Here is a 26,159-nt window from a genome sequence, read left to right on the forward strand (position 1 = left end):
GAAAGCCGCTTTTCCCAAGGGATTTATGACGGGAAAGATACGGCTTTGGATGCGCGAATCAGGATCGAGGCGTGCGAATCAGCTCTTCAGCAGCGGATTGATCTTCTTCGCGAATTCCTCGAACGAGGTCTCGCCCTTGATCTTCTCGCCGTTGATGAAGAAGGTCGGCGTGGAATCGACCTTCAAGACGTCGCTGGCATATTTCTGGTCGGCGGCGATCTTGTCGAGCAGCGCCTGATCCTTCAGGCAGGCCTCGACCTGCTGCTGGGTAAGGCCGGCCTGCTTGCCGATCCGGGTCAACGTCTCGGTGGTGTTCTTCAGCACCCAGTCGTTCTGCTGGCGGAACAGCATGTCGGTGACGGCAAAATATTTCGGCGCGTCGCCATTGGCGATGCAGCGCGACAGCATCGAGCCGGCGGCGGCTTTGATGTCCAGCGGGAACTCGCGGAAGATGTAACGCACCTTGCCGGTGTCGATGTATTCCGACTTGATCTTCGGGAACACCTGCTCGTTGAAGGCCGCGCAGTGCGGGCAGGTCATCGAGGCGTATTCGGTAATGGTGACGGCGGCATCCTTGGGCCCCAGCGCCATGTCGGGCAGCGACACCGGCTTGGCCACATCGGCGGCCGCCTGCGCCATGGCTCCGTTGATGAACCGGAGCGGCGAGAGCCCGGCGAGCGCGGCAAATCCGGTCAGCGACAGCATCGTGGCGAAGGCGCGGCGGGTGATGATCAAGGTCGGCTCCCGGATTGGCGTGGTCTCGCCCAAGGTTCGGATCAAGGTTCCCCGGGCGGCCTGTCGCTAGCTTGAAACGTCGCTTGAGGCAATGGCGAGCGGCAAGGACGGGTCCAGTTTCGCGGCGGAATATGGCTCAATTTCGCTTGATTGCGGCCCCGAGGCGCGCCAGCGCCGTCTTCAATTGTTCATCTTCGATGTCGCCCAGGCTCTCCGCCACCTTGGCGACCGTCTTCGGGTCCGGCGGGCCGGGCCGCACCGGGCGCCGCGCCCGCGACAGCGGGGCCTGGCGGAAGGCCAGCTTGCCGACCGCGCTCCAGCCGAAGAAGCGGTTGACCCGTTCCAGGATCACGTGGGCGGAGTGCTGGATCTCCAGTGCCATCGGCCCCTCGACCCGCAGCACCAGCGTCGCCGGCTCCTGCGGCTGGCCCTCGACCGGCCGCGGCCATTGCATCTTCAGCGGCTCGGCATGGGCCGCGATCTCGGGCCCGGCAATCTGCGCCCACCGCGTCACCAGCTCGCGCGCGGCGAAGCCCTGCTTGGCATAGGCCTCGGCGAAGACGTCGTTGAGCAGGAGCGAAAGCGGCTTTGCGCTGATGGGGCCGGGCTTGATGGGGCGAAGCTTGGACATGAGCCTTTATAGCACTTCGGGGCCATCTCGCGGCGAAGAAAGGCGTGGATGCCCGCGACGAGCGCGGGCATGACGTGGAGAGATCGGCGTAACGCCGTTACAGTGGCCGCATGAGCCCCAGATCCGCCCTCAAGGCCAAGTCGGAACCAGTGCAGCCGGTAACGCCGGCGCGTCCGCTGGCGCTGCTCGCCTGGTACGACCGCCATCGCCGCAGGCTGCCCTGGCGCGCGATGCCCGGCGAGACCTCTGACGCTTACCGCGTCTGGCTGTCGGAGATCATGCTCCAGCAGACCACGGTGAAGGCGGTCGGGCCCTATTTCGAAAAGTTCATCGCGCGCTGGCCGGATGTCACGGCGCTCGGGCGGGCCTCGCTCGATGACGTGCTGCGGATGTGGGCCGGGCTCGGCTACTACTCCCGTGCGCGCAACCTCTACGCCTGCGCGGTTGCGGTGACGCGCGACCATGGCGGCGTGTTTCCCGACACGGAGGAGGGGCTGCGCGCACTGCCGGGCATCGGGCCCTACACGGCGGCAGCGATCGCCGCGATCGCGTTCGATCGCCGCACCATGCCGGTCGACGGCAACATCGAGCGCGTGGTGTCGCGCCTGTTCGTGGTCGAGGAGGAGTTGCCGCAGGCCAAGCCGCTGATCCAGCAATTGGCGGCGACGCTGCTCGCCGACTCTCGCGCCGGCGACAGCGCGCAGGCGCTGATGGATCTGGGCTCCTCGATCTGCACGCCGAAGAAGCCGGCCTGCGCCGTCTGTCCGCTCAACGATGATTGCGCGGCACGTGCGGAGGGGACGCAGGAAACCTTTCCGCGCAAGGCGCCGAAGAAGAGCGGGACGTTGCGCCGCGGCGCCGCCTTCGTCGTCACACGCGGCGACGAGCTGCTCGTCCGCACCCGGCCCGAAAAAGGCCTGCTCGGCGGCATGACCGAGGTGCCGGGCTCGGACTGGCTCGCCGGCCAGGACGACACGACAGCGAAGCGGCAGGCGCCGGAACTGAAGGGGCTGTCGCGCTGGCAGCGCAGGCTTGGCGTCGTCAACCACGTCTTCACGCATTTTCCGCTGGAGCTGGTGGTGTACACGGCCAAGGCCGAAGCCCGTACGCGCCCGCCCGAGGGGATGCGCTGGGTGCCGGTCGCCACCCTTGCCGACGAAGCGCTGCCCAACGTCATGCGCAAGGTGATCGCGCATGGACTGGGGCGCCAGCCGGTCGCATCCTCCTGACACCATGCTCCTGACACCATGCTGGCAGCAGCGCTGCGCTAACAGCGACGCGAAACGGAGGCTCCCGATGGTCAAGACCGCGCTCGACAATTTTCCCAGGCCTCCCTGCGCCGAGCTGTTGGGGTGGCGGCTGCTTGATGCTCGTCCGGAGGAGGGCTGGATCAGGCTCGGCTTCGAGGGCAAGCCCGAGTTCTGCAACCCGGCGGGCTTCATCCAGGGCGGCATGCTCTCGGCCATGCTCGACGACACGATGGGGCCTGCTGTGCTGGTGATGAGCGAGGGCCGGCTCTACACCACCACCATCAGCATGACGGTAAACTTCCTGAGCCCCGCAAAGCCCGGCCCGATCATCGCTGAGGCGACGGTGACGCAGCTCGGCAAGACGATTGCATTCGTCGAAGCCAAGCTGATGACCGAGGACGGCACCGTGCTCGCCACCGCAACGGCGAGCGAGCGGTTGCTGGAGGCGGCGAGGGTGGTGCGGTGAGGTGAGCACCTGTCTCTCGCTCCCTCGCCCCGCTCTTCGCGGGGAGGGGGTGGGGTGAGGAGCCTCTCTCCGCGAGAAAGATCGTCGAGAGACCTGTACCCCCTCACCCGGATCGCAAGGGCGATCCGACCTCTCCCCGCAAGCGGGGCGAGGTGAAGAGGAGCCTGCGGCTCGATTGTCAGCTAGCGTTCACGTCCCCACCCGCTTCACATCCCCGCTCACGATCGGCGGCTTGGCATTCAGCGTCTCGACCTGGAAGCCGGCGACGCGCTTGTAGTTCGCGGCGACGTCTTCCAGCTCCTTTTGCGACAGCACGTCGGTGACGACGTCGTAGCCGTCGGGCGCGCGCTCCTCGACGAGCTGCATCACCTGCTCGGGACCGTTCTTGCGGTTGAGCAGGACGAGGTCGGTGGTCGCCGGCCTCCGCTCGGCCTCATAGGCGAGCAGCGCCGCATTGGTGGGACCGTGCGCAAGGATCTCGCGGGTGATGACGCGGGCATCGAGGATCGCCTGCGAGGCGCCGTTCGAGCCGATCGGGTACATCGGATGCGCGGCGTCGCCCATCAGCGTGACGCGGCCGAAGGTCCATTGCGATACCGGATCACGGTCGACCAGCGGGTATTCGTAGGCGTGCGGGCAGTTCTTGATCAGGCCGGGCACGTCGAGCCAGTCGAACTGCCAGCTCTCGAACCAGGGCAGGAACTCCTCGAGCCGCGCGGTGCGGTTATAGTCCTCGCGGCGCCACTGATAGGTCGGCGGCATGTGACGTTCGGCGACCCAGTTGATGAGGTGGTTGCCCGCCGCATCCGGCGCCTTGGAGATCGGATAGCAGACGAATTTCAGGATCTCGTGGCCGGCCATGATCATGGTGCGGCCGGTGAGGAAGGATTTTGACGGCGTGACGCCGCGCCAGAGGATGCGGCCGTTCCAGATCGGCGGCCCCTCCTGCGGATAGAGCTTTTCTCGCACGGCGGAATGGATGCCGTCGGCGGCGATCAGGATCGCGCCGTCATAAGTCCCCGCGGCCTTGCCGGTGGCCTTGTCGATGAAGTCGGCGCGCACGCCGTTGTCCGTCTCGCTCCAGCCGGTCAGATGATGGCTGGTCAGGATGTTGTCGCGGCCGAGCCGCTCGATCGCGGTATCGAACAGGAGCTGCTGGAGGGTGCCGCGATGGATCGAGAATTGCGGCCATTTGTAGCCGGCTTCCAGCCCACGCGGCTCGCTCCAGATCGGCTTGCCGTGCTTGGAGAAATAGGCGAGCTCTTGCGTGCGCACGCCGCTGGTGTCCAGTCTGTCCATCAGCCCGAGCTCGATCAGCTCGCGCACCGCATGCGGCAGCACGTTGATGCCGACGCCGAGCGGTTTCAGTTCCGCGACGCTCTCGAACACTTTTACGGGAACGCCGATCCCGTGCAGGCTGAGCGCAAGCGTGAGCCCGCCGATGCCGCCACCGGCGATGAGTACCGTCATGACAAAACCCCTCCGATTGCGGGCGTCTTGGCACAGGCGGGCGGATGTGGGCAACTGCGAAGAGGATTTCGTGCTATGGACCTCGCGGCCCGCAGCCGTTAGTTTTCAATTTTCCCATGAGGTCCGACATGCTCAAGCTCTACTACGCCACCGGCACCTGCGCGCTCGCCACCTACATGACCCTGGAGGAGGCCGGCGCCGACTACACAGCCGAACGGCTGAGCTTCAAGGACAACCAGCAGAACAGCCCGGACTATCTCGCGATCAACCCGAAGGGCCGCGTGCCGGCCCTGGTGACCGATCGTGGCGTCCTCACCGAGACGCCGGCGATGCTGGCCTACATCGCACAGACCTTCCCGAAGGCGAAGCTCGCGCCGCTCGACGATCCCTTCGACTTCGCCCAGGTGCAGTCGTTCAACTCCTATCTCTGCTCGACCGTGCACATCAACCATGCCCACAAGATGCGCGGTGCGCGCTGGGCGACGCAGGAGAGCTCGTTCGCGGACATGAAGGCGATGGTCCCGAAGACCATGGGCGCCTGCTTCGCCCTGATCGAGCAGAGGATGTTCAAGGGGCCGTGGGTGATGGGCGACCAGTTCACGATCTGCGATCCCTATCTCCACACGCTCTCGCACTGGCTCGAAGGCGACAGCGTCGACATCAACGCCACGCCGAAGATCGCCGACCACTTCAAGCGCATGTCCGACCGCCCCGCCGTGCGCATGGTGATGGACGCGCAGAAGGCGTAAGGCGCGGCCACGCATTCCCCTGTCGTCCCGGCCTTCGCCGGGACGACACCGAGTGTTTTGGAGCCGCGTTTTACCCAGGAGCGTAGGGTGGGTTAGCCGAAGGCGTAACCCACCATGCCTCCTTAAATGCGGGACGAAGTTGGTGGGTTACGCCGAGCAGATGCGCTTTGCGCATCTGCAGGGCTAACCCACCCTACGAAGCTACGAAGCCTTCCGCTTCTCCAGCTCCCGTCCCGTCTCCAGCATCAGCCGCCGCAGCCAGATCGATCCCGGATCCATCTGCGCCCGCGTTGGATAGAACATGAACTGCTCGTCGATCCCGGGATCGAGCGGCGGCGTCACCGTGACGAGGCCCAACTGCTTCGACAGCGCCGCGATCAGCCGCCGCGGCACGAAGGCGACGAGGTCGGTGCGGGCGGCGACGTGCAGCGCCTCGAGATAGCCTGACACCACCAGCGCGATGTGCCGCTCGATACCCTTGCTGCGCAGCCAGGTGTCGATCAGATCCTCGGGCTGGCCGCGGATGATCACGCCAACATGGCGTGCGGCCAGGAAGGCCTCGCGCCGCTTCAGCTTCGTGGCCATCGGATGGCCGCGCCGCACCGCCAGCGCGTCGCTGTCGGTGTAGAGCAACTGACGGTGAAAGCCCTTGAAGGCGTTGCCGATCGAGATCACGAGATCGATGGTGCGGGCGAACTCGGCGTGGAAGATCGCCGGCCCCCGCCACGGCACGACGTCGATGCGGACGTTGGGCGCAAGGCGCGTCACCTTCTCCATCAGAGGCGGCATCAGAAGCTCGACCGCGAGGTCCGGCATCATCAGGCGGAATTGCCGCTCGCTGCGCGCGGCGTCGAAGTCGTCGGGCACGAACAGCCCGCGCACCTGGTCGAGCGCCTGCGCCAGCGGCGCGCGCAGCGCCAGCGCCCGTGGCGTCAGCTCCATCCGCGCGCCGGTGCGGACCAGCAGCGGATCGCCAAAGATGTCGCGCAGGCGCTGCAGCGCGTGGCTCGCGGCCGGCTGCGACAGGCCGATCCGCATGGCGGCGCGGCTGACATTGGCCTCGCGCAGCAGGGCGTCGAGCGCGGTCAATAGATTGAGGTCGAGCGAATTCAAATTCATGAGGTGAATATGTATCATATTCGCTATCGATTTGAAGAATTCTCAATCGCCGCCGATGATCTCCGTGATGCCACCAAACGGAGATGCCGCCATGAGCGCGAGCGCCAACAAGAAACTGATGCAGGACATTTTTGCCGCCGCCGCGAACCCGGATCCGGCGGCGCGCGACCGCGCGTTGTTCGCCGCAAGCCTTGCCGATGACGCCCAATGGATCGTGACCGGCCAGTATTCCTGGTCGCGCACCTTCTCGGGCAAGCAGTCGATCCTCAACGATCTGCACGGCTATGTCCGCACACGCCTCGTCGACCGCACCCGCACGGTCGCCCACCGCTTCATCGCCGACGGCGACATCGTCGTGGTGGAAGCCAAGGGCGACAACGTCACGCCCGGGGGGGTCCGCTACGACAACGACTACTGCCTGGTGTTTCGGCTGGAGGACGGCAAGATCAAGGAGATCAGGGAATATTGCGACTCGATCCTGACCGAAAAGGCACTCGGCCCGTTTCCGCAAACACCCGTGAGGGCCGTGAGCTGACCGGATTGAACGGCGTCGCGTCCACCGACCGACCCTGTCCGTCACAGCCGTCGATTGTCGCGCGGGCCTGGCGGACGCTGGTGGATATCATGCGGGTCCGGCGGGAGCGGTTCCGGGTCTGGCATCAGCTCACTGCCATGACCGAACGGGAGCTTCAGGATTGCGGGACGACCCGGGCGGAGATTTTATACCAGCTGCATAAGCCCCGCCGGAGGAAATGAAGAACGGGCCGGCCATGGCGAGCGGGCGTCGATCCCGGTCGCGCCGGCATCGGCGCCCGCGATCCAGAAGCGCTGCGCGCTGGACGTGGTCGCGCGCGCGCCCGGCAAAATGACGCAGGCAGCAGCCTAACGAACGTCCATCGGGGCGCTCCGTGCAGCGATCTGCATGCGCCTGCGGGGCTTGCGCCAAAACCTTGCGCAACTGCCGATAAAATCAGCAGATTTTGTGCGGGGCCGTGCGCGCTTGGGTGAAAAATCAGAAGGTTCAATTAACGAGTGTCCCCCATTGTGCCGCGGTGCAGCGTAGGTCGCCGAGAAACGACTCGCGGCTGCCAGGGTGGCCGGAGACGATCGCCGGACGTTCGGCCGCTCGAATTCACATGCATCTGGGTGGACAGTGGGAATGCCGAAATTTCGTTTGCGGATCAGGGGACGCCTGTACGCAGGTTTCATGGCCTTGGTGGCGGTCGGTCTCGTGATGGCGGTGGTCGCCGTCTGGAATTTGCGGGCCGTGCAGGAGCAGGTCGCAAAGCTCTCGGCGTTTTCGGACAGCACGGCGCGGGTTCTGGAAATCTCGACCCACCTTCAGGCCATCCAGCGGGCCAATCTGCGATACATCTACGACGCCAACGAGCCTGCGATGAAGGAAGCTTCGGAACGGGAAGCCGCGGCGACCGAGCTGTTGAAGGTCGGGGCGAAGGGGACGGCCTCCGAGGAGCGGCGGAAGCTCTACAACGATCTGGTCGACGACATCGCCAAAATGCGAAGTCTGCGTGACAATCTCGGGGACGCCGTCAACGAGGCGAGAACGGGCAAGGCGACGCTGCTGCCGAGCGGCGACGAGCTGACCGTCAAGATGGGCAAGCTGGTCGACGTGGCGCGCGCAGCCGTCGACGAAGACACCGCGGCCCTCGTCGCGGACCTCGAATCCAGGCTGCTTCTCGTTCAAATCGCAAACTGGCGTTTCCTGGCTTTGCGCGACACCAAGGGGCCTGCCAATTTCAGGACGAATGTGGACAGGGCCATGCAGCGGCTCACGGCGCTCGAAAAGAGCCCACAGGCCACGGAATTGCGAGCCACGCTTACGCCGGTGAAGACCTCGCTCGGAATCTACAAATCCGCGTTCGAGACGACGTCGGCCGCGATGCTCCAGGCCGACGAGATCTACCACAAGAACCTCGCGCCGCTCATCGTCGAGAGCATCGGCAAGCTTAAGGTGGCGGAAACCGCCTTGAAGAAGGATTACAAGGATTCGCGCAACCTGGCCGAAGCCGTGATCGAGGGCACGACGTCCGTGCAGGCGATCGCGGGCGGTCTCGCCACCCTGTTCGGATTGATCGTCGCCTTCCTGATCGCCCGCAGCATCGTGGGTCCCCTGACCGCGATGACGCGCGCGATGGGGCTGCTTGCCGGCGGCAATCTCGAGGTCGAGATTCCCGGCCGCGGCAAGGCCGACGAGATCGGCGACATGGCCAAGGCGATCGTGGTGTTCAAGGACAACATGATCGACACCGAGCGCCTGCGCAACGAGCAGGTGGAGGTCGAGGCGCGGCAGGCCGAGAGCCGCAAGAAAGACATGGTCCGGCTCGCCGACCAGTTCGAGCAGGCGGTCGGCGAGATCGTGAACACCGTGTCGTCGGCGTCGGGTGAGCTCGAGGCCTCCGCCGGCACGCTGACGGCAACCGCGACGCGCGCCCAGGACCTGTCCACCGAAGTGGCGTCCGCATCGCAGGAAGCCACGGCCAACGTGCAAGCCGTTGCCTCCGCGACCGAGGAGCTGTCCTCTTCGGTCTCGGAGATCGCCCGTCAGGTGCAGGAATCCGCCCGCATCGCCGGCGAGGCCGTGGGGCAGGCAAGCAAGACCAACGCGCGCGTCAGCGAGCTTTCCAAGGCCGCCGCCCGCATCGGCGACGTGGTCGAGCTGATCAGCACCATCGCCGGCCAGACCAACCTGCTGGCGCTGAACGCCACCATCGAGGCGGCGCGCGCGGGTGAAGCCGGCCGCGGCTTTGCCGTGGTCGCCTCCGAGGTCAAGGCGCTGGCCGAGCAGACCGCGAAGGCCACGGGCGAGATCGCCCAGCAGGTCTCCGGCATTCAGGCAGCGACGGAGGAGTCGGTCGGCTCCATCAGGGAGATCAGCGGCACCATCGAGCGGCTGTCGGAGATCTCGTCGACGGTCGCGGCTGCCGTGGAGCAGCAGGGCGCGGCAACGCAGGAGATCTCCCGCAATGTCCAGCAGGCGGCTCACGGCACCCAGCGCGTTTCGACCAATATCGGCGACGTGCAGCGTGGCGCCTCCGAGACCGGCTCGGCCTCCTCGCAGGTGCTCTCCGCGGCGCGTTCGCTGTCGGCCGACAGCAACCGGTTGAAGCAGGAAGTCGCCAAGTTCCTGAGCTCGGTCCACGCCGCCTGATCGGCGCGGGCCCCGCGAGAAACAAAGGTCCATGCGCAGGCGCGTGGACCTGCGATGGTGGCGCGTGTGGATGCTTCAGCCCGATCGCGCGGGCCGCGCGAGCTGCATGCCGGACAAGTCCGATCGCCGCATTCCTGTTCAGATGACTGCAGAATTGGCGGTGCAGGCCGCGCTCACGGCATCTTTTGCGCGATCTCCGTAGTCGATGCGTGGCAAATGCAGCATTGAATTAAGAAATGTTCTTCACGGTGTCGCGGTGCAGCGCGAATCTCCGAAAGGTGATTGCGGCTGGGCGGGTGGCCGTTGCGACGTCGGGGAGTCGTTTGGCTGCTCCATCTCTCTTGCTATGGATGGACGGAAAAATGCCGAACTTGCGTTTGAGAATTCGGGGGCGTCTCTACGCCGGATTTTCGGTTCTTGTAGCCGTCGGTTTGATCATGGCCGCGGTCGCGATCTGGAATTTGTGGGCGGTCCAGGGCCAGATGGCGCGGCTATCCGCACTCTCGGACAACACGGCCCGCGTTCAGGAAATCTCGATCAACCTCCAGGCGCTGCGGCGCGCCAATCTTCGCTACATCTATGACGCCAACGAGCCGGCCTTCAAGGAGGCTGCGGAGCGGGAGGTGACGACGGCGGAGCTGCTGAAGGCCGCGGCCAAGTCGACGGTCTCCGAGGAGCGGCTCAAGATCTACAATGGCCTGATCGGTGACGTCGAAAAGATGAAGTCGCTGCGGGAGCGTATGGGCGCTGCCGTCAATGAGACGACCAAGGGCAAGGCTGTCCTGCTCGCCGGCGGCGATGAGCTGACCGCCAATACCGGCAAGCTCGTCGACGCCGCGCGTGAAACCGGCGATACCAGCGTGACCGCCCCCGTCGCCGATCTCGAATCCAAGATCCTGCTGGTTCGTGTCGCAAACTGGCGCTTCCTCGCCGTCCGGGACGCAAAGGGGCCGGCGACCTTCAGGACCAATGTCGACCGGGCGCAGCAAGCGCTCCAGTCACTGGAGGGGGCCGGTCTGCCGAACGAGGTCAAGGCCGCGTTCGGGCCGATCAAGAGCTCGCTTTCGGCCTACAAGGCGGCCTTCGAGACGACCTCCGCCGCAACCCTCCAGGCCGATGAAATCTACCGCAACGATATCGCTCCCCTGATCAGCGAAAGCGTCGACAAGCTCAAGGTTGCGGAAACCGGACTGAAGGCCGACTACCAGAAGTCGCGCGCGGCCGCCGATGGCGTCATTGCCAATACGACCTGGATCCAGGAAGTCGCCGGCGGCCTTGCCGTTCTGTTCGGCGGCCTCGTCGCCTTCCTGATCGGCCGCAGCATTGCCGGGCCGCTGACCACGATGACCGGGGCGATGGGAGCCCTCGCCGGTGGCGATCTCAAGGTCGAGATTCCCGGACGCGGAAAGACCGACGAGATCGGCGACATGGCCCAGGCGATCCAGGTGTTCAAGGAGAGCATGGTCGAGACCGAACGCCTGCGCGAAGAGCAGGTGGTGACCGGGGCGCGGCAGGCCGAGCAGCGCAAGGCCGACATGCGGAATCTGGCCGGCGAATTCGAGCGGGCCGTGGGCGAGATCGTCGACACCGTGTCGTCGGCGTCGACCGAGCTCGAAGCGTCGGCCGGCACCCTGACCACCACGGCCACGCGCGCCCGCGACTTGTCGACGGAAGTGGCCTCGGCGTCGCAGGAGGCCTCGGCCAACGTGCAGGCGGTGGCCTCGGCGACCGAGGAGCTCTCCTCGTCGGTCAGCGAAATCGCGCGCCAGGTGCAGGAATCCGCCCGCATCGCCGGCGAGGCGGTGGTCCAGGCGAGCCGCACCAACGAACGCGTCGGCGAGCTCTCCAAGGCGGCCGCCCGCATCGGCGACGTGGTCGAGCTCATCAGCACGATCGCCGGCCAGACCAACCTCCTGGCGCTGAACGCGACCATCGAGGCGGCGCGCGCGGGAGAAGCGGGACGCGGCTTTGCCGTGGTCGCCTCCGAGGTCAAGGCGCTGGCCGAGCAGACCGCGAAAGCCACCGGCGAGATCGGTCAGCAGATTTCGAGCATCCAGGCCGCCACCGAGCAATCGGTTGGCGCGATCAGGGAGATCAGCGGCACCATCGAGCGCTTGTCGGAAATCTCCTCCACCGTCGCGGCGGCGGTGGAAGAGCAGGGCGCGGCCACGCAGGAGATCTCCCGCAACGTCCAGCAGGCGGCCCGGGGCACGCAGCTTGTGTCGGCCAATATCGGCGACGTGCAGCACGGCGCATCGGAGACCGGCTCGGCATCCTCGCAGGTGCTGTCGTCGGCGCGCTCGCTGTCGGCCGACAGCAACCGGTTGAAGCTCGAGGTCGGCAAGTTCCTCGACTCGGTGCGCGCCGCCTGAAGCTTCAAAGCAAAAGGCCACGCGCATGCGCGTGGCCTTGAATGGCAGCCTGGCGCGATCAGGCCACCTTCGTCGTCATGTGCTTGAACATGTTGCCGCGGGCCTCGTCGTCCATCTCGGCCTTGAACGTGAACTTGTCCTTCAGGGCGATGGCGCGCGCCGCCGCAGGCCTGCCCGAGATTTCGTCGACCAGCCGCTTGACGTTCGGGTATCGCGCAAAGGCGTCGTCGCCGAGCTTGAACGGCACCATCCGCGCCCAGCCCCACAGCGCCATGTCGACGATCGAATAGCTGTCGCCGACCATGTAGCGGCGGCCTTTGAGGTGACCGTCGAGAATTTTGTAGTGGCGATCGGTCTCGTACTGGTAGCGGTTATTGGCGTAGTCGTGGTTCTGATCCTTCGGCGCAAAATGCTTGAAGTGCACGGCCTGACCCGAATAGGGCCCGACGCCGGTCGCCACGAACATCAGCCAGGACAACGTCTCGCCGCGAACATTTGCGGCGGGCAGGAATTTGCCGGTCTTCTCGGCGAGATAGAGCAGGATGGCATTCGAATCGAACACGATCGTGCCGTTGTCGTCGATTGCCGGCACCTTGGCGTTCGGATTGATCTTGAGAAATTCCGGCGTGAACTGCTCGCCCTTGCGGGTGTCGATCTTCACCGGCTCGAACGCCAGCCCGGCTTCTTCGAGATAAAGCGCGACCTTGGTCGGGTTCGGCGATCCGTTGAAATAGAATTTGAGCATCGTTTGTCTCCCCGATTCCTCTCGCCAGTTCTGGTGCCGAGAGCGAACGCGGCATCATTGCCGCAGGCGGCCTCCTCTTGCCCAAATCCTGACTGAAAGCGCAACCGGCGAGTTTGCCGTGCGGTATCTGCGCCCGGCGCAGATCAGCCGGCGTAACAAAGGCCGATCGCGGCCGTAATGACCATCGCCGCGCCGACCGCCTCCAGCCGCAGCCCGAGCCGCGCGGCGAGATGCATGTCGGAGGCCCGCGCCGCGCGTTCCGATCCGCGCGCATAGCCGTGCACGATGACGTCGTGATTGAAGGTGTCGTGCGCCTCGTTGCTGCTGGCGAGCCCGACGCAGATCACCAGCACGCCGAACAGGGCGAGGCCGAAAAAGCCCAGCAGCGCGATCAGGAACATCGGAAACATGCCGACCAGGAAGATCGGCAGCAGCGGCACCAGCAGCAATGTCTCGGACTGTCGTCGCATGGGAGCCGACCGGTCAGGACGGGAGCGATCGGTCAAATCTAGTCCTGGCCGTCGCGTCATTCAAGGATGCCGTAGGGTGGGCAAAGGCGCAAAGCGCCGTGCCCACCACGTGTCGCGCTGCACTCAAGATGGTGGGCACGCTTCGCTTTGCCCACCCTACGAGATTGCAGGAACCGGCTACTCCGCGGCCATGCCGGCGCGGATCTCCGCGCGGAGCTCGTCGATCAGCTTGAGGCCCTTCTTGGTCTCGATGTGCCAGAAGGTCCAGCCGTTGCAGGCCTGCGCACCTTGCGCCACGGCGCCGATGCGGTGGATCGAGCCGACCTTGTCGCCGAGCATGATGGCACCGTCGGCGCGCACCAGCGCCCCTAACTTCTTCTTGGCGTCGAACAGCTTCGTGCCGGGCATGATCATGCCGCGCTCGATCAGCTCGGAGAACGCGACCCGCGGCGCGTCGCGCGCGGTCATGAACGGGGCGAGGCTCTCCTCCGGCAGCGGTTCGACCGCGGCGATGCGGGCCTCTGCCGCCTTGGCATAGGTCTTGTCGCGCTCGAAGCCGATATAGGAGCGGCCGAGGCGTTTTGCCACCGCGCCGGTGGTGCCGGTGCCGTTGAAGGGGTCGATCACGAGATCGCCGGGTTTCGACGACGACAGCAGCACGCGCGCGAGCAGGCCTTCCGGCTTCTGCGTCGGATGCACTTTCTTGCCGTYGGCGCCCTTGAGGCGCTCCTCGCCGGTGCAGAGCGGGATCAGCCAGTCGGAGCGGGCTTGCACGTCCTCGTTGGCCGCCTTCAGCGCTTCGTAATTGAACGTGTAGCCCTTGGCCTTCTCGTCGCGCGCGGCCCAGATCATGGTCTCGTGCGCGTTGGTGAAACGGCGGCCGCGGAAATTCGGCATCGGGTTGGTCTTGCGCCAGACGATGTCGTTCAGGAGCCAGAAGCCGAGGTCCTGCATGATCGCGCCGACGCGGAAGATGTTGTGATAGGAGCCGATCACCCAGATCGTCGCCGACGGCTTCATCGCGCGGCGGGCGGCAAGCAGCCAGGCGCGGGTGAAATCGTCATAGGCGGAGAATGAATCGAACTTGTCCCAGTCGTCGTTGACGGCATCGACATGGGATTCGTCGGGGCGCTTGAGATCGCCCTTGAGCTGGAGATTGTAGGGCGGATCGGCGAACACGAGGTCGACCGAACCAGCCTGAAGCTTCGACATCTCGGCAACGCAATCACCGAGGATGATGCGATGCGCGGGAGACTCAAAGTTTGTGCGGGGCGCCCTTGCAGACGCCCCGCGACGCGACTCTACCATGACTCAAGAACTCTGACTCAGGCGACGCTGTCGGCGACGCGGGACCAAACAACCGACTGGCCGTTACATTGAAGGGGCAAAGTAAAAATCGACTTAACCCGCTGCTTTTGTGAGCAGGCGTCGCATCCTGCGTCGAACGTGGTTCGTCGCGCGCATTCTCCATGTTTTGCAGCATATTTCGCATTTCTTCGCGGTGCGGGAGCGGCCCGAGCGGCGAAAAGACTGCAAATTTCTCTCGGAAAAAATTGCTCGAGCCGGGAAAAAATTGCTGGCCCAGGCACGCTGTCGCACTAGGCAATTTTTGCCGAGCACGATATTGATGAATGCAACGGAAATTTTACATGTGTGGCGCGTTGAGCTTGCGCGCATTTGCGCCCAAATCTCCTGCGCCAAGTCTTGTGCCAAGTCTTGCGTCAAGCCTTATGCCAAGTCTTATGTCAGGTCTTGTGCCAAGTGATGCCATCGAGGACTGAGGAAACCGGCCATGCGCTATGATGATTTCCGCCGCAGCGACGACATCGAGGATCGTCGCGACGAGGGCGGCGGCGGTGGCGGTGGCGGTGGCGGCGGGTTCGGTCTGCCGATGGGCGGAGGCGGTCTCGGCATCGGCACCATCATCGTGCTCGGCCTGATCGGCTACGCCTTCGGCATCGATCCGCGCATCCTGATCGGCGGCGCCGAGATCCTCACCGGCGGCAACCAGGCACCGACCTACCAGACCGATCGCCAGTCCTCCTCCGCCAAGCGCGGCGCGCCGACCGACGAGATGGGCAGCATGATCGCCGGCGTGCTGGGCGAGATCGACGATCGCTGGAGCGAGATCTTCCAGGCCAGCGGCCAGAACTACACCGGGCCGAAGATCGTGCTGTTCCGCAACGCCACCAATGGCGGCCGCTGCGGCATGGCGCAGTCGGCGATGGGACCGTTCTATTGTCCGCCGGACCGCACCATCTTCCTCGACACCAACTTCTTCCGCGAGGTCGAGACACGCTTCCGCGGCTGCTCCGGCAATGCCTGCAAGTTCACCGCGGCCTATATCATCGCGCATGAGGCGGGCCACCACATCCAGAACCTGCTCGGCATCATTCCGCGGGTGACGCGGCTCCAGCAGCAGGCCGGCAGCAAGGCCGAGGCCAATGCGTTGCAGGTGAAGGTGGAGCTCCAGGCCGACTGCCTGTCGGGGGTCTGGGTCAACCGCGAGCAGAAGAAGCGTCCGGGCTTCCTGGAAGCCGGCGACATCGACGCCGCGCTGACCACGGCGAGCGCGATCGGCGACGACACGCTGCAGCGTCAGGCCACGGGCCGGGTGGTGCCTGATTCCTTCACCCACGGCTCGGCAGCGCAGCGCAAGCAGTGGTTCATGACCGGCTATCAGCAGGGCACGGTGCAAGCCTGCAATACGTTTGGCGCCGGGGCGTTGTAGGCTATTAGTCGTGGCGTCATCCTGAGGTGCTGGCCTCTTGGCGAGCCTCGAAGGATGGCGGAGTCCGCGGTCCATCCTTCGAGGCGCGCAAGGGCGCGCACCTCCCGAGCGAACGCAAATGCGTTCGTCCGGGGATGACGGCGGTGGGCGGGATAGAAGGTGCAGCGCAATGGCGTCCATCGACGAGTCAAAACAGTTCATCCCGCTCAACATCGCGGTGCTGACGGTCTCCGACACGCGCGCGCTCGCCGACGACAAGTCGGGCCAGACGCTGGCCGACCGTATCACCGCGGCGGGCCATCAGCTCGCCGCGCGCGAGATCGTCACCGACGACGTCGAGGCGATCCGCGCCGTGATCCGCCGCTGGATCGCGGACACGAACGTCGATGTCATCATCACCACCGGCGGCACCGGCTTCACCGGGCGCGACGTCACGCCGGAGGCGATCGAGCCGCTGTTCGAGAAGCGCATGGACGGCTTCTCGATCGCGTTCCACATGTTGAGCCACGCCAAGATCGGCACGTCGACGATCCAGAGCCGCGCCACCGCCGGCGTTGCGGGCGCGACCTACATCTTCTGCCTGCCCGGTTCTCCCGGCGCCTGCCGCGACGGCTGGGACGGCATCCTCGCAAGCCAGCTCGACTACCGCACGCGCCCCTGCAACTTCGTCGAGATCATGCCGCGGCTGGACGAGCATCTGCGCCGGCCGAAGGCGCAAGGCGCGACGGTGTAGGCGCGGCCGCCGATGATTTTTCTTCCCTTCCCCCCGTGTGGGGGAAGGTGGCGCGAAGCGCCGGATGAGGGGTATCCATCCGCAAGGAGTGCTCTGAGATATACCCCTCACCCAAGTGAGTTTGTATCTCCCAGCGTCGCTGCCCTCTCCCGCAAGGGGCGAGGGCACAGCAATGCGCATCGCGCCCGCTGACTCAGTGATACTTACTAACTCCTCCGCCGCAGCAAACCCCACACCGTTCGCCACAGATTCCGGCAAGCCGCCACGTGCAATCGTCGCGCCCGGCGCTTGTAGAGATCGACGAGCTCTGCCGTGATGTGATGCGCCGGTGAGTGCCGTGCCTGCATCAGAGATCCCGCTCCCAGGTCTCCCCGATCAGGTTCTGGCCAAAGCTGCGATGCGGCTCGGTCGCGACCAGCTTGAAGCCGGCATCCTGGTAGATTTTTCGCGCGGCGGTCAGATTGCTCTGCGTCCACAGCGTCATCCGCCGATAGCCGCAGGCGCGCGCGAAGGTGACGCATTCGGCCACCAGCCGCTGGCCGAGGCCCTGGCCGCGCGCGGCCGGATCGAGCAGCAGCAGGCGCAGCTTGGCGACATCGTCGCTCGCCTTCACCAGAAACACCGAGCCGACGGGTCGGCCCTCGATGTCGGCGATCCAGCAGCGCTCGCGCGAGGCATCGTACGACGTCATGTATTTGGCGACGATCTCGGCCACCAGTGCCTCGAAGCCGGAGTCGAAGCCGTATTCGCTCGCATAGAGCGCGCCGTGGCTCTGCACCACCCAGCCCATGTCGCCGGGACGGGGATCGCGCAACATCGCGCGCGGCGCCGGCGTGCGCGGCATGGCGAGCAGGCGCTCGATCGTTTCCATCGCACCGGTCAGCCGCTTGCGCTCCTCGTCCGGCAGCGGCCGCAGCATCGCTGCGACGTCGTCCTGTGACGAGCGTTCGAGCTTCGCAAAAGCCTGGCGGCCCTTCGCAGTCAGGCTCAATTGAAATTGCCGGCGATCGGAGGCAAGCGGCTTGCGCGCAATCAGCCCGCTCTCGTCGAAGTTCTGCACGATGCGGCTGAGATAGCCGGCATCGAGCCCGAGCGTGATGCCGATCTCCTTGGCCGGCTGCTCGCCACCATGGGCGAGCTCGTAGAGCACGCGCGCCTCGCTCAGCGAGAACGGGCTTTTCAAAAGCTGCTGGTCGAGCACGCCGAGCTTGTGGGTGTAGAAACGGTTGAAGGCGCGAACCGCCTGAACCTGGTTATCGGAGACCTGATCGGTCGCAGAACTTGATGGCGAAGGACTTGCTGGCATGGGACACCTCAATACTTGCCATTGTCAATCAACCATTTGACTTTGGCAAGTATCTGGTGCGGTCACCCGACCATGACGATCCGGCTGCGCAGCATGGTCCGGGACGACCGGCCGAGCCGCCGCAGCAGCCGCGCCTCCGACCGGCGCGCCTGGGGCGGATAGCCGCCGATCCGGTCGTAATGATCGCGGGCGATCAAAAGTCCCTGATCGCCCAGGGGGCCGGCGAGCTTGCGCGCCACGGCGCGCAGGAAGTGGCGGAATCCGGTATCGGCGTAAGGGGAGCGCCCATAGCGGAAAACCGCCGCGCGATCCCGCCCGCTGGCCGATACGGTCTGGATGAACTGGGTGGTTTCCTCGATCCAGCCGGTTTCCAGCACCGCACCGGCGGGCAGGAACATCAGCCAGGGCGAACGGGCCTGGAGCGCGCCGGCAGCGAGCGCTGCGCCTTGCGAGAATCCGTCGAAGCCGATGAAACGGCAGCCTGCGACGTCGGCAACCCGCTCGATGACACCGTTGCGGGTGCCGTCGACCAGGAGCACTTCCCGGATGACGCCCGCGGCGGCACCGGGGACCAGCGCGGCCAGAGTTGCGACCGTCGTCTGCTCGACGCCTTCGGTCGGAATGATGACGCTGAGCATGATTGAAGCTTCGGTGTCCGCACTTCGGGAGAAGCGTAGCCTGTTATGATGTTGTCATAAACACGCGGCGCTGCCGAGAGCAACTTTTCGGCGGAGCTTCGGTGTTCGATGGTAAACTGCCGGAGCCATCGCATCCAAATGTGTCCCGCACGGGGTGGCAATATTGCCGAATATTTCGGCCCAAGCTCGCTTGGACCGTAGTAACCCGGAGTTTCACGCCGATATTGCGCCGCGTGCAGGCAGATCGCAATCCCGCACGAGAAGGATGCGATGGCGGGACGAAACGCGGGAACGGGAAAAACGTGCAATCCACGGTGCCGACGAGGGCTTCGCATGAACGCCGATCAACTTGCTGTTAGCGCGCCGGCAGCATCTGCCAAGCCGGACGCGCCGCCGACCTTGCGGATCCGCGCGCTGATGCTGGGCGACCGCATCAACGCCTCGGGCCTCGAGCTCGGCACGCTGGTCTCCTCGACGCCCGCCGCCTTCCGCGTCCACGCCGGCCTTGCCGTGGTCTTCCGCTACGGCGTCGTGGTGCTGATCGGCCAGCTTCCATCGGAGGAGAAGGTCCTGATCGACAGCCTGAAGCCGCGGGTGATCGGCGAGTTCAGCCCCTACGAGGAGGAGACCGCGCAGGCGCAGCTCTGCCACGACGAGAACGCCGAGGCGATCCAGCCGGGCGGGCCGATCTGCCTCGCAAAATTCTCCGACGAGCGGCTGCTTTTGGTCGCGGACGCGCTTGCCAAGAGCACCTCGCTGGCGCGCGACGAGCGGCGCGTCGCCGCGGTCTTCGATGTGATCGAGCCCTTCGCGCGGGAGCTCGCCGAGCGAGGCCGCACGCCGCGCCGGCGCAAGGGCATTCTGCAACTGATCGGCAATGCGCTTCTCGTCCAGCAGCGCGTCGCCGGCCGCGTTGCCGTTGCCGAGAAACCCGACGTGCTCTGGGAGAAGCCCGAGCTCGACCGGCTCTATGCACGTCTCGAAGACGAGTATGAATTGAAGGAGCGTCTCGATACGCTCGAGCGCAAGCTCACCGCCGTGTCGGAGACCGCCAACGCATTGGCCGACATCATCGACACCCAGCGCTCGCTCCGCCTCGAAGTCGCGGTCGTGGTGCTGATCGTGATCGAGGTCGTGATCGGCTGCATCCAGATTCTTTCGGGGACGCATTAGCGGCACGAGCCGTGGTTGAACCCGTGCAGGAATGGCATCGCTACGCCGCCTTGGCCGGCCAGACCCAGTCGCGGATCACCGGCATGTCCTCGCCATGCTCGCGCACGTAAGCCGAATGCGCGATCAGCGCGTCGCGGAACTGCTGCTTCACCTGCGCCGCCTTGGTCGCAAGACCGGGCACGCGCTCGATCGCCTCGATCGCGAGGTGATAGCGGTCGAGCCCGTTGAGCACGACCATGTCGAACGGCGTCGTCGTGGTGCCTTCCTCGGCAAAGCCGCGCACATGCAGGCCGGCATGGTTGCTGCGGTTATAGGTCAGCCGGTGGATCAGATAGGGATAGCCGTGATAGGCGAAGATCACCGGCCTGTCGCGCGTGAACAGGCTGTCGAAGTCGCGGTCGGACAGGCCGTGCGGATGCTGCTCCTTCGGTTGTAGCGTCATCAGGTCGACGACGTTGACGACGCGGATCTTCAATTCGGGCAGCGCCTTGCGCAGCAGGTCGACGGCCGCAAGCGTTTCCAGCGTGGGCACGTCGCCGGCGCAGGCCATCACCACATCGGGCTCGCCTTTCGTGTCCTCCGTGCCCGCCCATGTCCAGATGCCGATGCCGGCATCGCAATGCGTGGCGGCGTCCTGCATCGAGAGCCATTGCGGCGCCGGTTGCTTGCCGGCAACGATCACGTTGATGCGGTCATAGGTCCGCAGGCAATGGTCGGCGATCCACAGCAGCGTGTTGGCATCCGGCGGGAAGTAGATGCGGACGATGTCGGCCTTCTTGTTGGCGACGAGATCGACGAAGCCGGGATCCTGATGGCTGAAGCCGTTATGGTCCTGGCGCCAGACATGCGAGGTCAACAGATAATTGAGCGAGGCGATCGGGCGTCGCCACGGCAGGTGCCGCGTCACCTTCAGCCATTTGGCGTGCTGGTTGAACATGGAATCCACGATGTGGATGAAGGCCTCGTAGCAGGAGAAGAAGCCGTGGCGTCCGGTGAGCAGGTAGCCTTCGAGCCAGCCCTGGCAGAGATGCTCGCTCAACACCTCCATGACGCGGCCGTCCTGGGCGAGATGCACGTCGTAGGGTTCGGTCGGCTCCATCCAGACCCGTTCGGTTGCCTCGAACACCGCATCTAACCGGTTTGAGGCGGTCTCGTCCGGGCCCATGATGCGGAAGTTGCGCTCCTGCGCGTTGAGGCGGATGACGTCGCGCAGGAATTTGCCGAGCTCGCGCGTCGCTTCCCCGGTAACGCCGCCGGGTTGCGGCACGTCGACGGCGAAGCTGCGGAAGTCCGGCAGCTTCAGCTCCTTCTTGAGCAGCCCGCCATTGGCATGCGGATTGGCGCCCATGCGGCGGTTGCCCTCGGGCGCGATCGCCCTTAGCTCGGCGATGAGCGTGCCGTTTGTATCGAACAGCTTTTCGGGTTCGTAGCTGCGCATCCAGTCTTCGAGAATTTTCAGATGCGCCGGGTTCTCGCGGCAGCTTGCGACCGGCACCTGATGTGCGCGCCAAAAACCTTCGACCTTCTTGCCGTCGACTTCCTTCGGGCCGGTCCAGCCCTTCGGGCTGCGCAGCACGATCATCGGCCAGCGCGGCCGCTCGACCGCCTTGCGGCCGTCACGGGCGTGCTGCTGGATCGAGCGGATGCTGGCGAGCGCGACGTCGAGCGCATCCGCCATCGCCTGGTGCATCAATTTGGGATCGTCGCCCTCGACGAACAGCGGCTCGTGGCCGAGCCCGCGGAAGAGATCGCGGATCTCGCTGTCAGGCATCCGCCCGAGCACGGTCGGGTTGGCGATCTTGTAGCCGTTGAGGTGCAGGATCGGCAGCACCGCGCCGTCATGGGCCGGGTTCAGGAACTTGTTCGAGTGCCAGGAGGCCGCGAGCGGGCCGGTCTCGGCCTCGCCGTCGCCGACGACGCAGGCGACGATCAGGTCGGGATTGTCGAGCGCCGCGCCATAGGCATGGACCAGCGCGTAGCCGAGCTCGCCGCCTTCGTGGATCGAACCCGGCGTTTCCGGCGCGGCATGGCTCGGAATGCCGCCGGGGAAGGAGAACTGCCGGAACAGTCTGCGCAATCCGTCCGCGTCGCGCCCGATGCTCGGGTAGATCTCGCTGTAGCTGCCCTCGAGATAGGTGTTGGCGACCATGCCCGGGCCGCCATGGCCGGGACCGCAGACATAGATCACGTTGAGGTCCAGCGCGCGGATCACGCGGTTGAGATGGGCGTAGACGAAGTTCAGCCCGGGCGTCGTGCCCCAATGGCCGAGCAGACGCGGCTTGATGTGCTCGGGCCGCAGCGGCTCGCGCAGCAGCGGATTGTCCAGCAGATAGATCTGGCCGACGGAGAGGTAGTTGGCGGCACGCCAGTAGCGATCGAGGAGGTCGAGTTCGCTGCGCGGGGCGCCCGATTGTTGTTGATTTGTCATGTTCCTGCCGACCTTCACCCGGCGATCGTCACCAACATTGTTTCGCAACGATCGATCCCTCGCGGCATCAAACCGGATCACCGGATGCAGGTGTTGCGTGAGGTCAAAGGGGCGCGCCCGAAGTTTGGGCAGCGCTACTGTGCATGGGGTTGTTTTCGCGTTTTTTGTTCTCGTTCTTGATTTGTTCTGATCGCGTGCTATGTTGGCTTCATGAGTCGAGCATCCTCTCGTGCCCTCAAGCACCCGCCGGTCACGGCGCCCTCCGAGCCGGCGGGTGCGTCTTCGGATAGTCCTGCCGATTTTCCCGAGCTTGGCGTCGCCATCGACCGCGAACGCAGGCGAGGGCGGGGCGCGCAATCCAACGCCAGCGGCCGCTTTGAGGCCGAGGCGCGCGTCGCCTTCGACGACGGCTGGCAGAGCCTGGAGGAGCTGCCGCCGTTCAAGACCACGGTGGCGGTCGACACCTCGCGCAAGGTGATCACCCGCAACGAATCGCCCGACATCGGCTTCGACCGCTCGATCAATCCCTATCGCGGTTGCGAGCATGGCTGCGTCTACTGCTTCGCGCGGCCGACCCATGCCTATCTCGGCCTGTCGCCGGGGCTCGACTTCGAGTCAAAATTGTTCGTCAAGCCCGAGGCGCCGTCGCTGCTCGAGAAGGAGCTCGCAGCAGCAGGCTACGAGCCGCGGATGATCGCGATCGGCACCAACACCGATCCCTATCAGCCGATCGAGCGCGAGCGGAAGATCATGCGCGGCATTCTGGAGGTACTGGAGCGCGCCAGCCATCCCGTCGGCATCGTCACCAAGTCGGCGCTGGTGACGCGCGACATCGACATCCTCGCGCGGATGGCCAAGCGCAACCTCGCCAAGGTCGCGATCTCGGTCACCTCGCTCGATCCGAAGCTGGCGCGCACCATGGAGCCGCGGGCCTCGACGCCGCCGAAGCGGCTCGAGGCGCTGAAGCAGCTCTCGGAGGCCGGCATTCCGACCACGGTCATGGTCGCCCCCGTGATTCCCGCGCTGAACGATTCCGAGATCGAGCGCATCCTGGATGCGGCGGCGCACACCGGCGTCAAGGAAGCCTCCTACGTGCTGCTGCGGCTGCCGCTGGAAGTGCGCGATCTCTTCCGTGAATGGCTGATGGCGAACTATCCGGACCGCTACCGCCACGTCTTTACGCTGATCCGCGACATGCGCGGCGGGCGCGACTACGACGCTAAATGGGGCGAGCGGATGAAGGGCACCGGCCCGATGGCCTGGACCATCGGCCGCCGCTTCGAGATCGCCTGCGACAGGCTCGGGCTCAACAAGCGGCGCTCCAAGCTGACGACGGATCATTTCGCCAGGCCGAAGCGGAACGGCGATCAGTTGAGCCTGTTCTGAGCGGCGACAGCCAACGAGGCGTAGCATGAGCAAGGAACGACCGGCCCCGGTGCCGCGGCTGACCGTCATCACGCTGGGCGTAAGCGACATCCGCGCTAGCATCGCCTTCTATGATGCCCTCGGTTTTTCGCGCCGGCTGAAGGCGACCGGAGAGGCCGTCGCGTTCTACGATACGGGCGGTCCCGTGCTTGCCCTGTTTCACTGGGACCAGCTCGCGGCGGACGCGACCTTGCCGGACCAGCCGAGGCCAACGGCCTTCCGCGGCATCACGCTCGCCTGGAATTGCCGGGCGCGCGAGGAGGTCGACACCGTGCTGGCCTTCGCCGTCGAAAACGGAGCCACCCTGCTGAAGGCAGCGCACGAAACCGACTATGGCGGCTATTCCGGCTATTTTGCCGATCCCGACGGCCATCCCTGGGAGGTCGTCGTCGCGCCCGGCATTGAGGTCGGCGAGGACCGGCGGGTGCATCTGGCCGACTGAGGCGGCCCGGTTTGAATAACGGGAATTGCGCGGGGTTCCCTGTTGCGCGGGCCCGACCGCTTGCGCACGATCCCGGCCATGATTCGGGACAAGTCCGCCAGCAAGCCTGCCAAAAAGCCTGCGCCGCAAAAGTCTGCGAAAGCCACCGCCGGCAAGACCGCAGCCAGGAAGGGCGTCATCGCCGTCGCGTCGCCGAGCTTCCGCCGCGAGCGCGCGCTGATCAAGCGCGGCGTCTGGCCGGTCGCCGGCTGCGACGAGGCCGGCCGCGGGCCGCTCGCCGGCCCGGTGGTGGCGGCGGCCGTGATCCTCGATCCCGACCGCATCCCGCGCGGCATCGACGATTCCAAGCGGCTGACGGCCGAAGAGCGCGAAAGACTGTTCGACAAGATCTGCGCGACCGCCCAGGTCTCGGTGGCCGTCGCCTCGCGCGCCCGGATCGACCGCGACAATATCCTGCGCGCCTCGCTGTGGGCGTTGAAGCGCGCGGTGGTGGCGCTGCCCGAGGCGCCCAGGMACGTCTTCGTCGATGGCCGTGACAGGCTCGACACGCCGTGCGACTGCGAGGCCGTGATCGGCGGCGACGGCCTCGTGCTGTCGATCGCCGCGGCCTCGATCGTCGCCAAGGTGACGCGCGACCGGCTGATGTGCGCGCTGGCGCTGGACTGCCCCGGCTACGGTTTCGAACAACACAAGGGCTACGCCGTCCCGGAGCACCTCGACGCGCTCGACCGCCTCGGCCCCACCGTCCACCACCGCAGCTTCTTCGCCCCGGTTGCCGCAGCACGCGCCAAGCACATGCCCTGGACGGTCGAGCCCGTGCAGGATTTGTTTGCCGTCACCGAGGTCGAGGTGCAGGTGGAAGCCCAGATCGAGATCGACGTTTCCACAAGTCTCTAGCACTCCCCTCGCGGTGGGCTCTTCGCCTCTCCCCGCGTGCGGGGAGAGGCCGCATCCCATCGAAGATGGGATGCGGGTGAGGGGGAGCCTCCGCGAGTCCATCTCTCACTGTGATTGCGGAAGCAGCCCCTCACCCCAACCCTCTCCCCGTAAGAACGGGGAGAGGGAGAAGAGACGCGGGGAGAGGGAGCAGACCGAAGTTGCCACGACGCGCAGCGCCCTCTATCAAAACAGTCGTGAGCGAATAGGGCCGGCTGGACGGTTGGCTGCATTTTTCGGACGTTGCATGCGGTTTACCTCCCTGGTCATCGAGCTCATTCGCGCCCGGCCGCGGCTGATCGTCTGGATTGTCGTGCTGCTGCAGGCCGCGATGTGGCTGTTCGTGGCGCTCGTCTTTTACCGCAGCCCGCCCGGCAACCTCGCGACCCTGCTGGCCTTCGGCCGCGAATACCAGGTCGGCACCGATCTCGGCCCGCCCTTGCCGATCTGGCTCGCCGACATCGCCTATCGCGCGGCGGGCGGCCACATGTTCGGCGTCTACGTCCTGGCCGAGCTCTGCGAGATCGCGACCTTCGTCGCGCTCTATCATCTGGCGCGCAGCGTGGTCGGCACCCAGCAGGCGGTGCTCGCCGTGCTCCTGACCATGACCGTGCTGGCCTTCTCTTCGCCGGCGCTCGAATTCGGTCCGCTGGTGCTGGCGCGGCCGCTCTGGGCGCTGCTCCTGCTGCATTCCTGGCAACTCATCGGCCAGCGCCGCGGCAATGGCTGGTTCGCCTGGTCGATTGAAGCCGGGCTGTTGCTGCTGACGACACCGGCGGCGATCTTTCTCCTGCTGCTGCTCGTCATCTTCGCGCTGGCGACCGCCGGCGGCCGCAGGACGCTGCGAGCGCTCGATCCGTTGTTTGCGCTCGTCGTGGTCGCCGTGCTGGCGCTGCCCTATGCCGTCTGGCTGATGCGAGCCGAGACACTTACCCTGCCGGCCTTGCCGCAGCTCTCGGACCTCAATGGCCGTGCGCTGAACGCGGCGTGGCTGCTCGGCGGCCTCGTGCTGGGCGCGGTGACGATCCCGGTCCTGGCGTTCCTCAACTCCAGCTGGTTCGCCGGCAAGAGCGACGAGGCTCCGATCATCTATCGGCCGCCGGTCGAGCCGCTCGCGCGCAACTTCGTCTATTTCTTCGCACTCGCGCCGGCGCTCGGCGCGGTTCTGCTT

The 26,159-nt window shown here is 65.7% G+C and carries 23 protein-coding genes; 13 read left to right on the forward strand and 10 right to left on the reverse strand.

Features of this window, described 5'->3' with window-relative positions; all coding sequences use genetic code 11:
- Nucleotides 1-78: 78 nt before the first annotated feature.
- The gene (locus ACXJMY_RS16940) at nt 79-735 is read right to left on the reverse strand and encodes a DsbA family protein (RefSeq protein ID WP_456620469.1); all 657 of its coding nucleotides are present in this window, start codon (nt 733-735) and stop codon (nt 79-81) included.
- A 136-nt stretch (nt 736-871) separates the two neighbouring features.
- Nucleotides 872-1,366, reverse strand: a complete 495-nt coding sequence (locus ACXJMY_RS16945) for a DUF721 domain-containing protein (protein ID WP_456620470.1) — start codon at nt 1,364-1,366, stop codon at nt 872-874.
- A gap of 110 nt (nt 1,367-1,476) precedes the next feature.
- On the opposite strand from ACXJMY_RS16945, the gene mutY reads away from it, so the two are divergent.
- On the forward strand, nt 1,477-2,595 hold the full coding sequence (gene mutY / locus ACXJMY_RS16950) for an A/G-specific adenine glycosylase (protein ID WP_456620471.1): 1,119 nt from the start codon (nt 1,477-1,479) through the stop codon (nt 2,593-2,595).
- Nucleotides 2,596-2,662: 67 nt separating this feature from the next.
- Complete coding sequence (locus ACXJMY_RS16955) at nt 2,663-3,082, forward strand: PaaI family thioesterase (protein ID WP_456620472.1); 420 nt, start codon at nt 2,663-2,665, stop codon at nt 3,080-3,082.
- 189 nt (nt 3,083-3,271) lie between these two features.
- Here ACXJMY_RS16955 and ACXJMY_RS16960 read toward each other — a convergent pair whose 3' ends face one another.
- The gene (locus ACXJMY_RS16960) at nt 3,272-4,552 is read right to left on the reverse strand and encodes a flavin-dependent oxidoreductase (RefSeq protein WP_456620473.1); all 1,281 of its coding nucleotides are present in this window, start codon (nt 4,550-4,552) and stop codon (nt 3,272-3,274) included.
- A gap of 128 nt (nt 4,553-4,680) precedes the next feature.
- Between ACXJMY_RS16960 and ACXJMY_RS16965 the strand changes: the two genes are divergently transcribed.
- Complete coding sequence (locus ACXJMY_RS16965) at nt 4,681-5,301, forward strand: glutathione S-transferase family protein (RefSeq protein ID WP_456620474.1); 621 nt, start codon at nt 4,681-4,683, stop codon at nt 5,299-5,301.
- Nucleotides 5,302-5,502: 201 nt separating this feature from the next.
- Here the strand turns inward: ACXJMY_RS16965 and ACXJMY_RS16970 are convergent, their stop codons facing one another.
- Entirely contained in the window at nt 5,503-6,420 is a 918-nt protein-coding gene (locus ACXJMY_RS16970; RefSeq protein ID WP_456620475.1) for a LysR family transcriptional regulator, read from the reverse strand.
- Nucleotides 6,421-6,511: 91 nt separating this feature from the next.
- Between ACXJMY_RS16970 and ACXJMY_RS16975 the strand changes: the two genes are divergently transcribed.
- The 3 genes from ACXJMY_RS16975 (at nt 6,512) to ACXJMY_RS16985 (ending at nt 11,961) form a co-directional block, all read left to right on the forward strand.
- Entirely contained in the window at nt 6,512-6,955 is a 444-nt protein-coding gene (locus ACXJMY_RS16975) for a nuclear transport factor 2 family protein (RefSeq protein WP_456620476.1), read from the forward strand.
- A gap of 624 nt (nt 6,956-7,579) precedes the next feature.
- Complete coding sequence (locus ACXJMY_RS16980) at nt 7,580-9,589, forward strand: HAMP domain-containing methyl-accepting chemotaxis protein (RefSeq protein WP_456620477.1); 2,010 nt, start codon at nt 7,580-7,582, stop codon at nt 9,587-9,589.
- A gap of 362 nt (nt 9,590-9,951) precedes the next feature.
- Nucleotides 9,952-11,961 carry a HAMP domain-containing methyl-accepting chemotaxis protein gene (locus ACXJMY_RS16985; RefSeq protein WP_456620478.1) on the forward strand — a complete coding sequence of 670 codons (2,010 nt, stop codon included), beginning with the start codon at nt 9,952-9,954 and terminating at the stop codon, nt 11,959-11,961.
- 58 nt (nt 11,962-12,019) lie between these two features.
- On the opposite strand, the gene ACXJMY_RS16990 is transcribed toward ACXJMY_RS16985, so the two are convergent.
- From ACXJMY_RS16990 to ACXJMY_RS17000, 3 genes are all read right to left on the reverse strand, one after another.
- Nucleotides 12,020-12,706 carry a glutathione S-transferase family protein gene (locus ACXJMY_RS16990; RefSeq protein WP_456620479.1) on the reverse strand — a complete coding sequence of 229 codons (687 nt, stop codon included), beginning with the start codon at nt 12,704-12,706 and terminating at the stop codon, nt 12,020-12,022.
- A gap of 143 nt (nt 12,707-12,849) precedes the next feature.
- Nucleotides 12,850-13,176 (reverse strand): hypothetical protein, encoded by a 327-nt coding sequence (locus tag ACXJMY_RS16995; RefSeq protein ID WP_456620480.1) that lies wholly within the window; start codon nt 13,174-13,176, stop codon nt 12,850-12,852.
- A gap of 177 nt (nt 13,177-13,353) precedes the next feature.
- Nucleotides 13,354-14,484, reverse strand: coding sequence for a DNA methyltransferase (locus tag ACXJMY_RS17000; RefSeq protein WP_456620481.1), 1,131 nt, complete (start codon nt 14,482-14,484; stop codon nt 13,354-13,356).
- Between the two features lie 484 nt (nt 14,485-14,968).
- Here ACXJMY_RS17000 and ypfJ point away from each other — a divergent pair, with 484 nt between their 5' ends.
- Nucleotides 14,969-15,907: a KPN_02809 family neutral zinc metallopeptidase gene (gene ypfJ / locus ACXJMY_RS17005; protein WP_456620482.1), complete on the forward strand. Its 939-nt coding sequence runs from the start codon at nt 14,969-14,971 to the stop codon at nt 15,905-15,907.
- Between the two features lie 169 nt (nt 15,908-16,076).
- The gene (gene moaB / locus ACXJMY_RS17010) at nt 16,077-16,640 is read left to right on the forward strand and encodes a molybdenum cofactor biosynthesis protein B (RefSeq protein ID WP_456620483.1); all 564 of its coding nucleotides are present in this window, start codon (nt 16,077-16,079) and stop codon (nt 16,638-16,640) included.
- 346 nt (nt 16,641-16,986) lie between these two features.
- On the opposite strand, the gene ACXJMY_RS17015 is transcribed toward moaB, so the two are convergent.
- Nucleotides 16,987-17,946 carry a bifunctional helix-turn-helix transcriptional regulator/GNAT family N-acetyltransferase gene (locus ACXJMY_RS17015; RefSeq protein WP_456620484.1) on the reverse strand — a complete coding sequence of 320 codons (960 nt, stop codon included), beginning with the start codon at nt 17,944-17,946 and terminating at the stop codon, nt 16,987-16,989.
- Between the two features lie 62 nt (nt 17,947-18,008).
- Nucleotides 18,009-18,584 carry a glycosyl transferase gene (locus ACXJMY_RS17020; protein ID WP_456620485.1) on the reverse strand — a complete coding sequence of 192 codons (576 nt, stop codon included), beginning with the start codon at nt 18,582-18,584 and terminating at the stop codon, nt 18,009-18,011.
- A 333-nt stretch (nt 18,585-18,917) separates the two neighbouring features.
- Here ACXJMY_RS17020 and ACXJMY_RS17025 point away from each other — a divergent pair, with 333 nt between their 5' ends.
- The gene (locus tag ACXJMY_RS17025) at nt 18,918-19,757 is read left to right on the forward strand and encodes an RMD1 family protein (RefSeq protein ID WP_456620486.1); all 840 of its coding nucleotides are present in this window, start codon (nt 18,918-18,920) and stop codon (nt 19,755-19,757) included.
- A 40-nt stretch (nt 19,758-19,797) separates the two neighbouring features.
- On the opposite strand, the gene ACXJMY_RS17030 is transcribed toward ACXJMY_RS17025, so the two are convergent.
- Complete coding sequence (locus ACXJMY_RS17030; RefSeq protein ID WP_456620487.1) at nt 19,798-22,185, reverse strand: phosphoketolase family protein; 2,388 nt, start codon at nt 22,183-22,185, stop codon at nt 19,798-19,800.
- Nucleotides 22,186-22,395: 210 nt separating this feature from the next.
- Between ACXJMY_RS17030 and ACXJMY_RS17035 the strand changes: the two genes are divergently transcribed.
- From ACXJMY_RS17035 to ACXJMY_RS17050, 4 genes are all read left to right on the forward strand, one after another.
- Nucleotides 22,396-23,571 carry a PA0069 family radical SAM protein gene (locus tag ACXJMY_RS17035; protein WP_456620488.1) on the forward strand — a complete coding sequence of 392 codons (1,176 nt, stop codon included), beginning with the start codon at nt 22,396-22,398 and terminating at the stop codon, nt 23,569-23,571.
- Nucleotides 23,572-23,596: 25 nt separating this feature from the next.
- Nucleotides 23,597-24,052, forward strand: coding sequence for a VOC family protein (locus ACXJMY_RS17040; protein ID WP_456620489.1), 456 nt, complete (start codon nt 23,597-23,599; stop codon nt 24,050-24,052).
- Nucleotides 24,053-24,130: 78 nt separating this feature from the next.
- A complete protein-coding gene (locus tag ACXJMY_RS17045) occupies nt 24,131-24,949 on the forward strand; it encodes a ribonuclease HII (protein WP_456620490.1) in 819 nt (272 codons plus the stop codon).
- Nucleotides 24,950-25,235: 286 nt separating this feature from the next.
- The coding region (locus tag ACXJMY_RS17050) for a glycosyltransferase family 39 protein (RefSeq protein WP_456620491.1) at nt 25,236-26,159 on the forward strand (924 nt) is incomplete at its 3' end.

This window comes from Bradyrhizobium sp. P5_C12 (assembly GCF_054049735.1).

Excerpts from the sequence above, each read along its gene's own strand:
- ACXJMY_RS16985 (WP_456620478.1), top strand. The coding sequence starts at position 9,952 with ATGCCGAACTTGCGTTTGAGAATTCGGGGGCGTCTCTACGCCGGATTT.
- ACXJMY_RS17035 (WP_456620488.1), top strand. The coding sequence starts at position 22,396 with ATGAGTCGAGCATCCTCTCGTGCCCTCAAGCACCCGCCGGTCACGGCG.
- ACXJMY_RS17030 (WP_456620487.1), bottom strand. The coding sequence starts at position 22,185 with ATGACAAATCAACAACAATCGGGCGCCCCGCGCAGCGAACTCGACCTC.
- moaB (WP_456620483.1), top strand. The coding sequence starts at position 16,077 with ATGGCGTCCATCGACGAGTCAAAACAGTTCATCCCGCTCAACATCGCG.
- ACXJMY_RS17020 (WP_456620485.1), bottom strand. The coding sequence starts at position 18,584 with ATGCTCAGCGTCATCATTCCGACCGAAGGCGTCGAGCAGACGACGGTC.
- ACXJMY_RS16995 (WP_456620480.1), bottom strand. The coding sequence starts at position 13,176 with ATGCGACGACAGTCCGAGACATTGCTGCTGGTGCCGCTGCTGCCGATC.
- ACXJMY_RS16980 (WP_456620477.1), top strand. The coding sequence starts at position 7,580 with ATGCCGAAATTTCGTTTGCGGATCAGGGGACGCCTGTACGCAGGTTTC.
- ACXJMY_RS17015 (WP_456620484.1), bottom strand. The coding sequence starts at position 17,946 with ATGCCAGCAAGTCCTTCGCCATCAAGTTCTGCGACCGATCAGGTCTCC.
- ACXJMY_RS16955 (WP_456620472.1), top strand. The coding sequence starts at position 2,663 with ATGGTCAAGACCGCGCTCGACAATTTTCCCAGGCCTCCCTGCGCCGAG.
- ACXJMY_RS16945 (WP_456620470.1), bottom strand. The coding sequence starts at position 1,366 with ATGTCCAAGCTTCGCCCCATCAAGCCCGGCCCCATCAGCGCAAAGCCG.
- ypfJ (WP_456620482.1), top strand. The coding sequence starts at position 14,969 with ATGCGCTATGATGATTTCCGCCGCAGCGACGACATCGAGGATCGTCGC.
- ACXJMY_RS17025 (WP_456620486.1), top strand. The coding sequence starts at position 18,918 with ATGAACGCCGATCAACTTGCTGTTAGCGCGCCGGCAGCATCTGCCAAG.
- ACXJMY_RS16965 (WP_456620474.1), top strand. The coding sequence starts at position 4,681 with ATGCTCAAGCTCTACTACGCCACCGGCACCTGCGCGCTCGCCACCTAC.
- ACXJMY_RS16975 (WP_456620476.1), top strand. The coding sequence starts at position 6,512 with ATGAGCGCGAGCGCCAACAAGAAACTGATGCAGGACATTTTTGCCGCC.
- ACXJMY_RS16960 (WP_456620473.1), bottom strand. The coding sequence starts at position 4,552 with ATGACGGTACTCATCGCCGGTGGCGGCATCGGCGGGCTCACGCTTGCG.
- ACXJMY_RS17040 (WP_456620489.1), top strand. The coding sequence starts at position 23,597 with ATGAGCAAGGAACGACCGGCCCCGGTGCCGCGGCTGACCGTCATCACG.
- mutY (WP_456620471.1), top strand. The coding sequence starts at position 1,477 with ATGAGCCCCAGATCCGCCCTCAAGGCCAAGTCGGAACCAGTGCAGCCG.
- ACXJMY_RS16990 (WP_456620479.1), bottom strand. The coding sequence starts at position 12,706 with ATGCTCAAATTCTATTTCAACGGATCGCCGAACCCGACCAAGGTCGCG.
- ACXJMY_RS16970 (WP_456620475.1), bottom strand. The coding sequence starts at position 6,420 with ATGAATTTGAATTCGCTCGACCTCAATCTATTGACCGCGCTCGACGCC.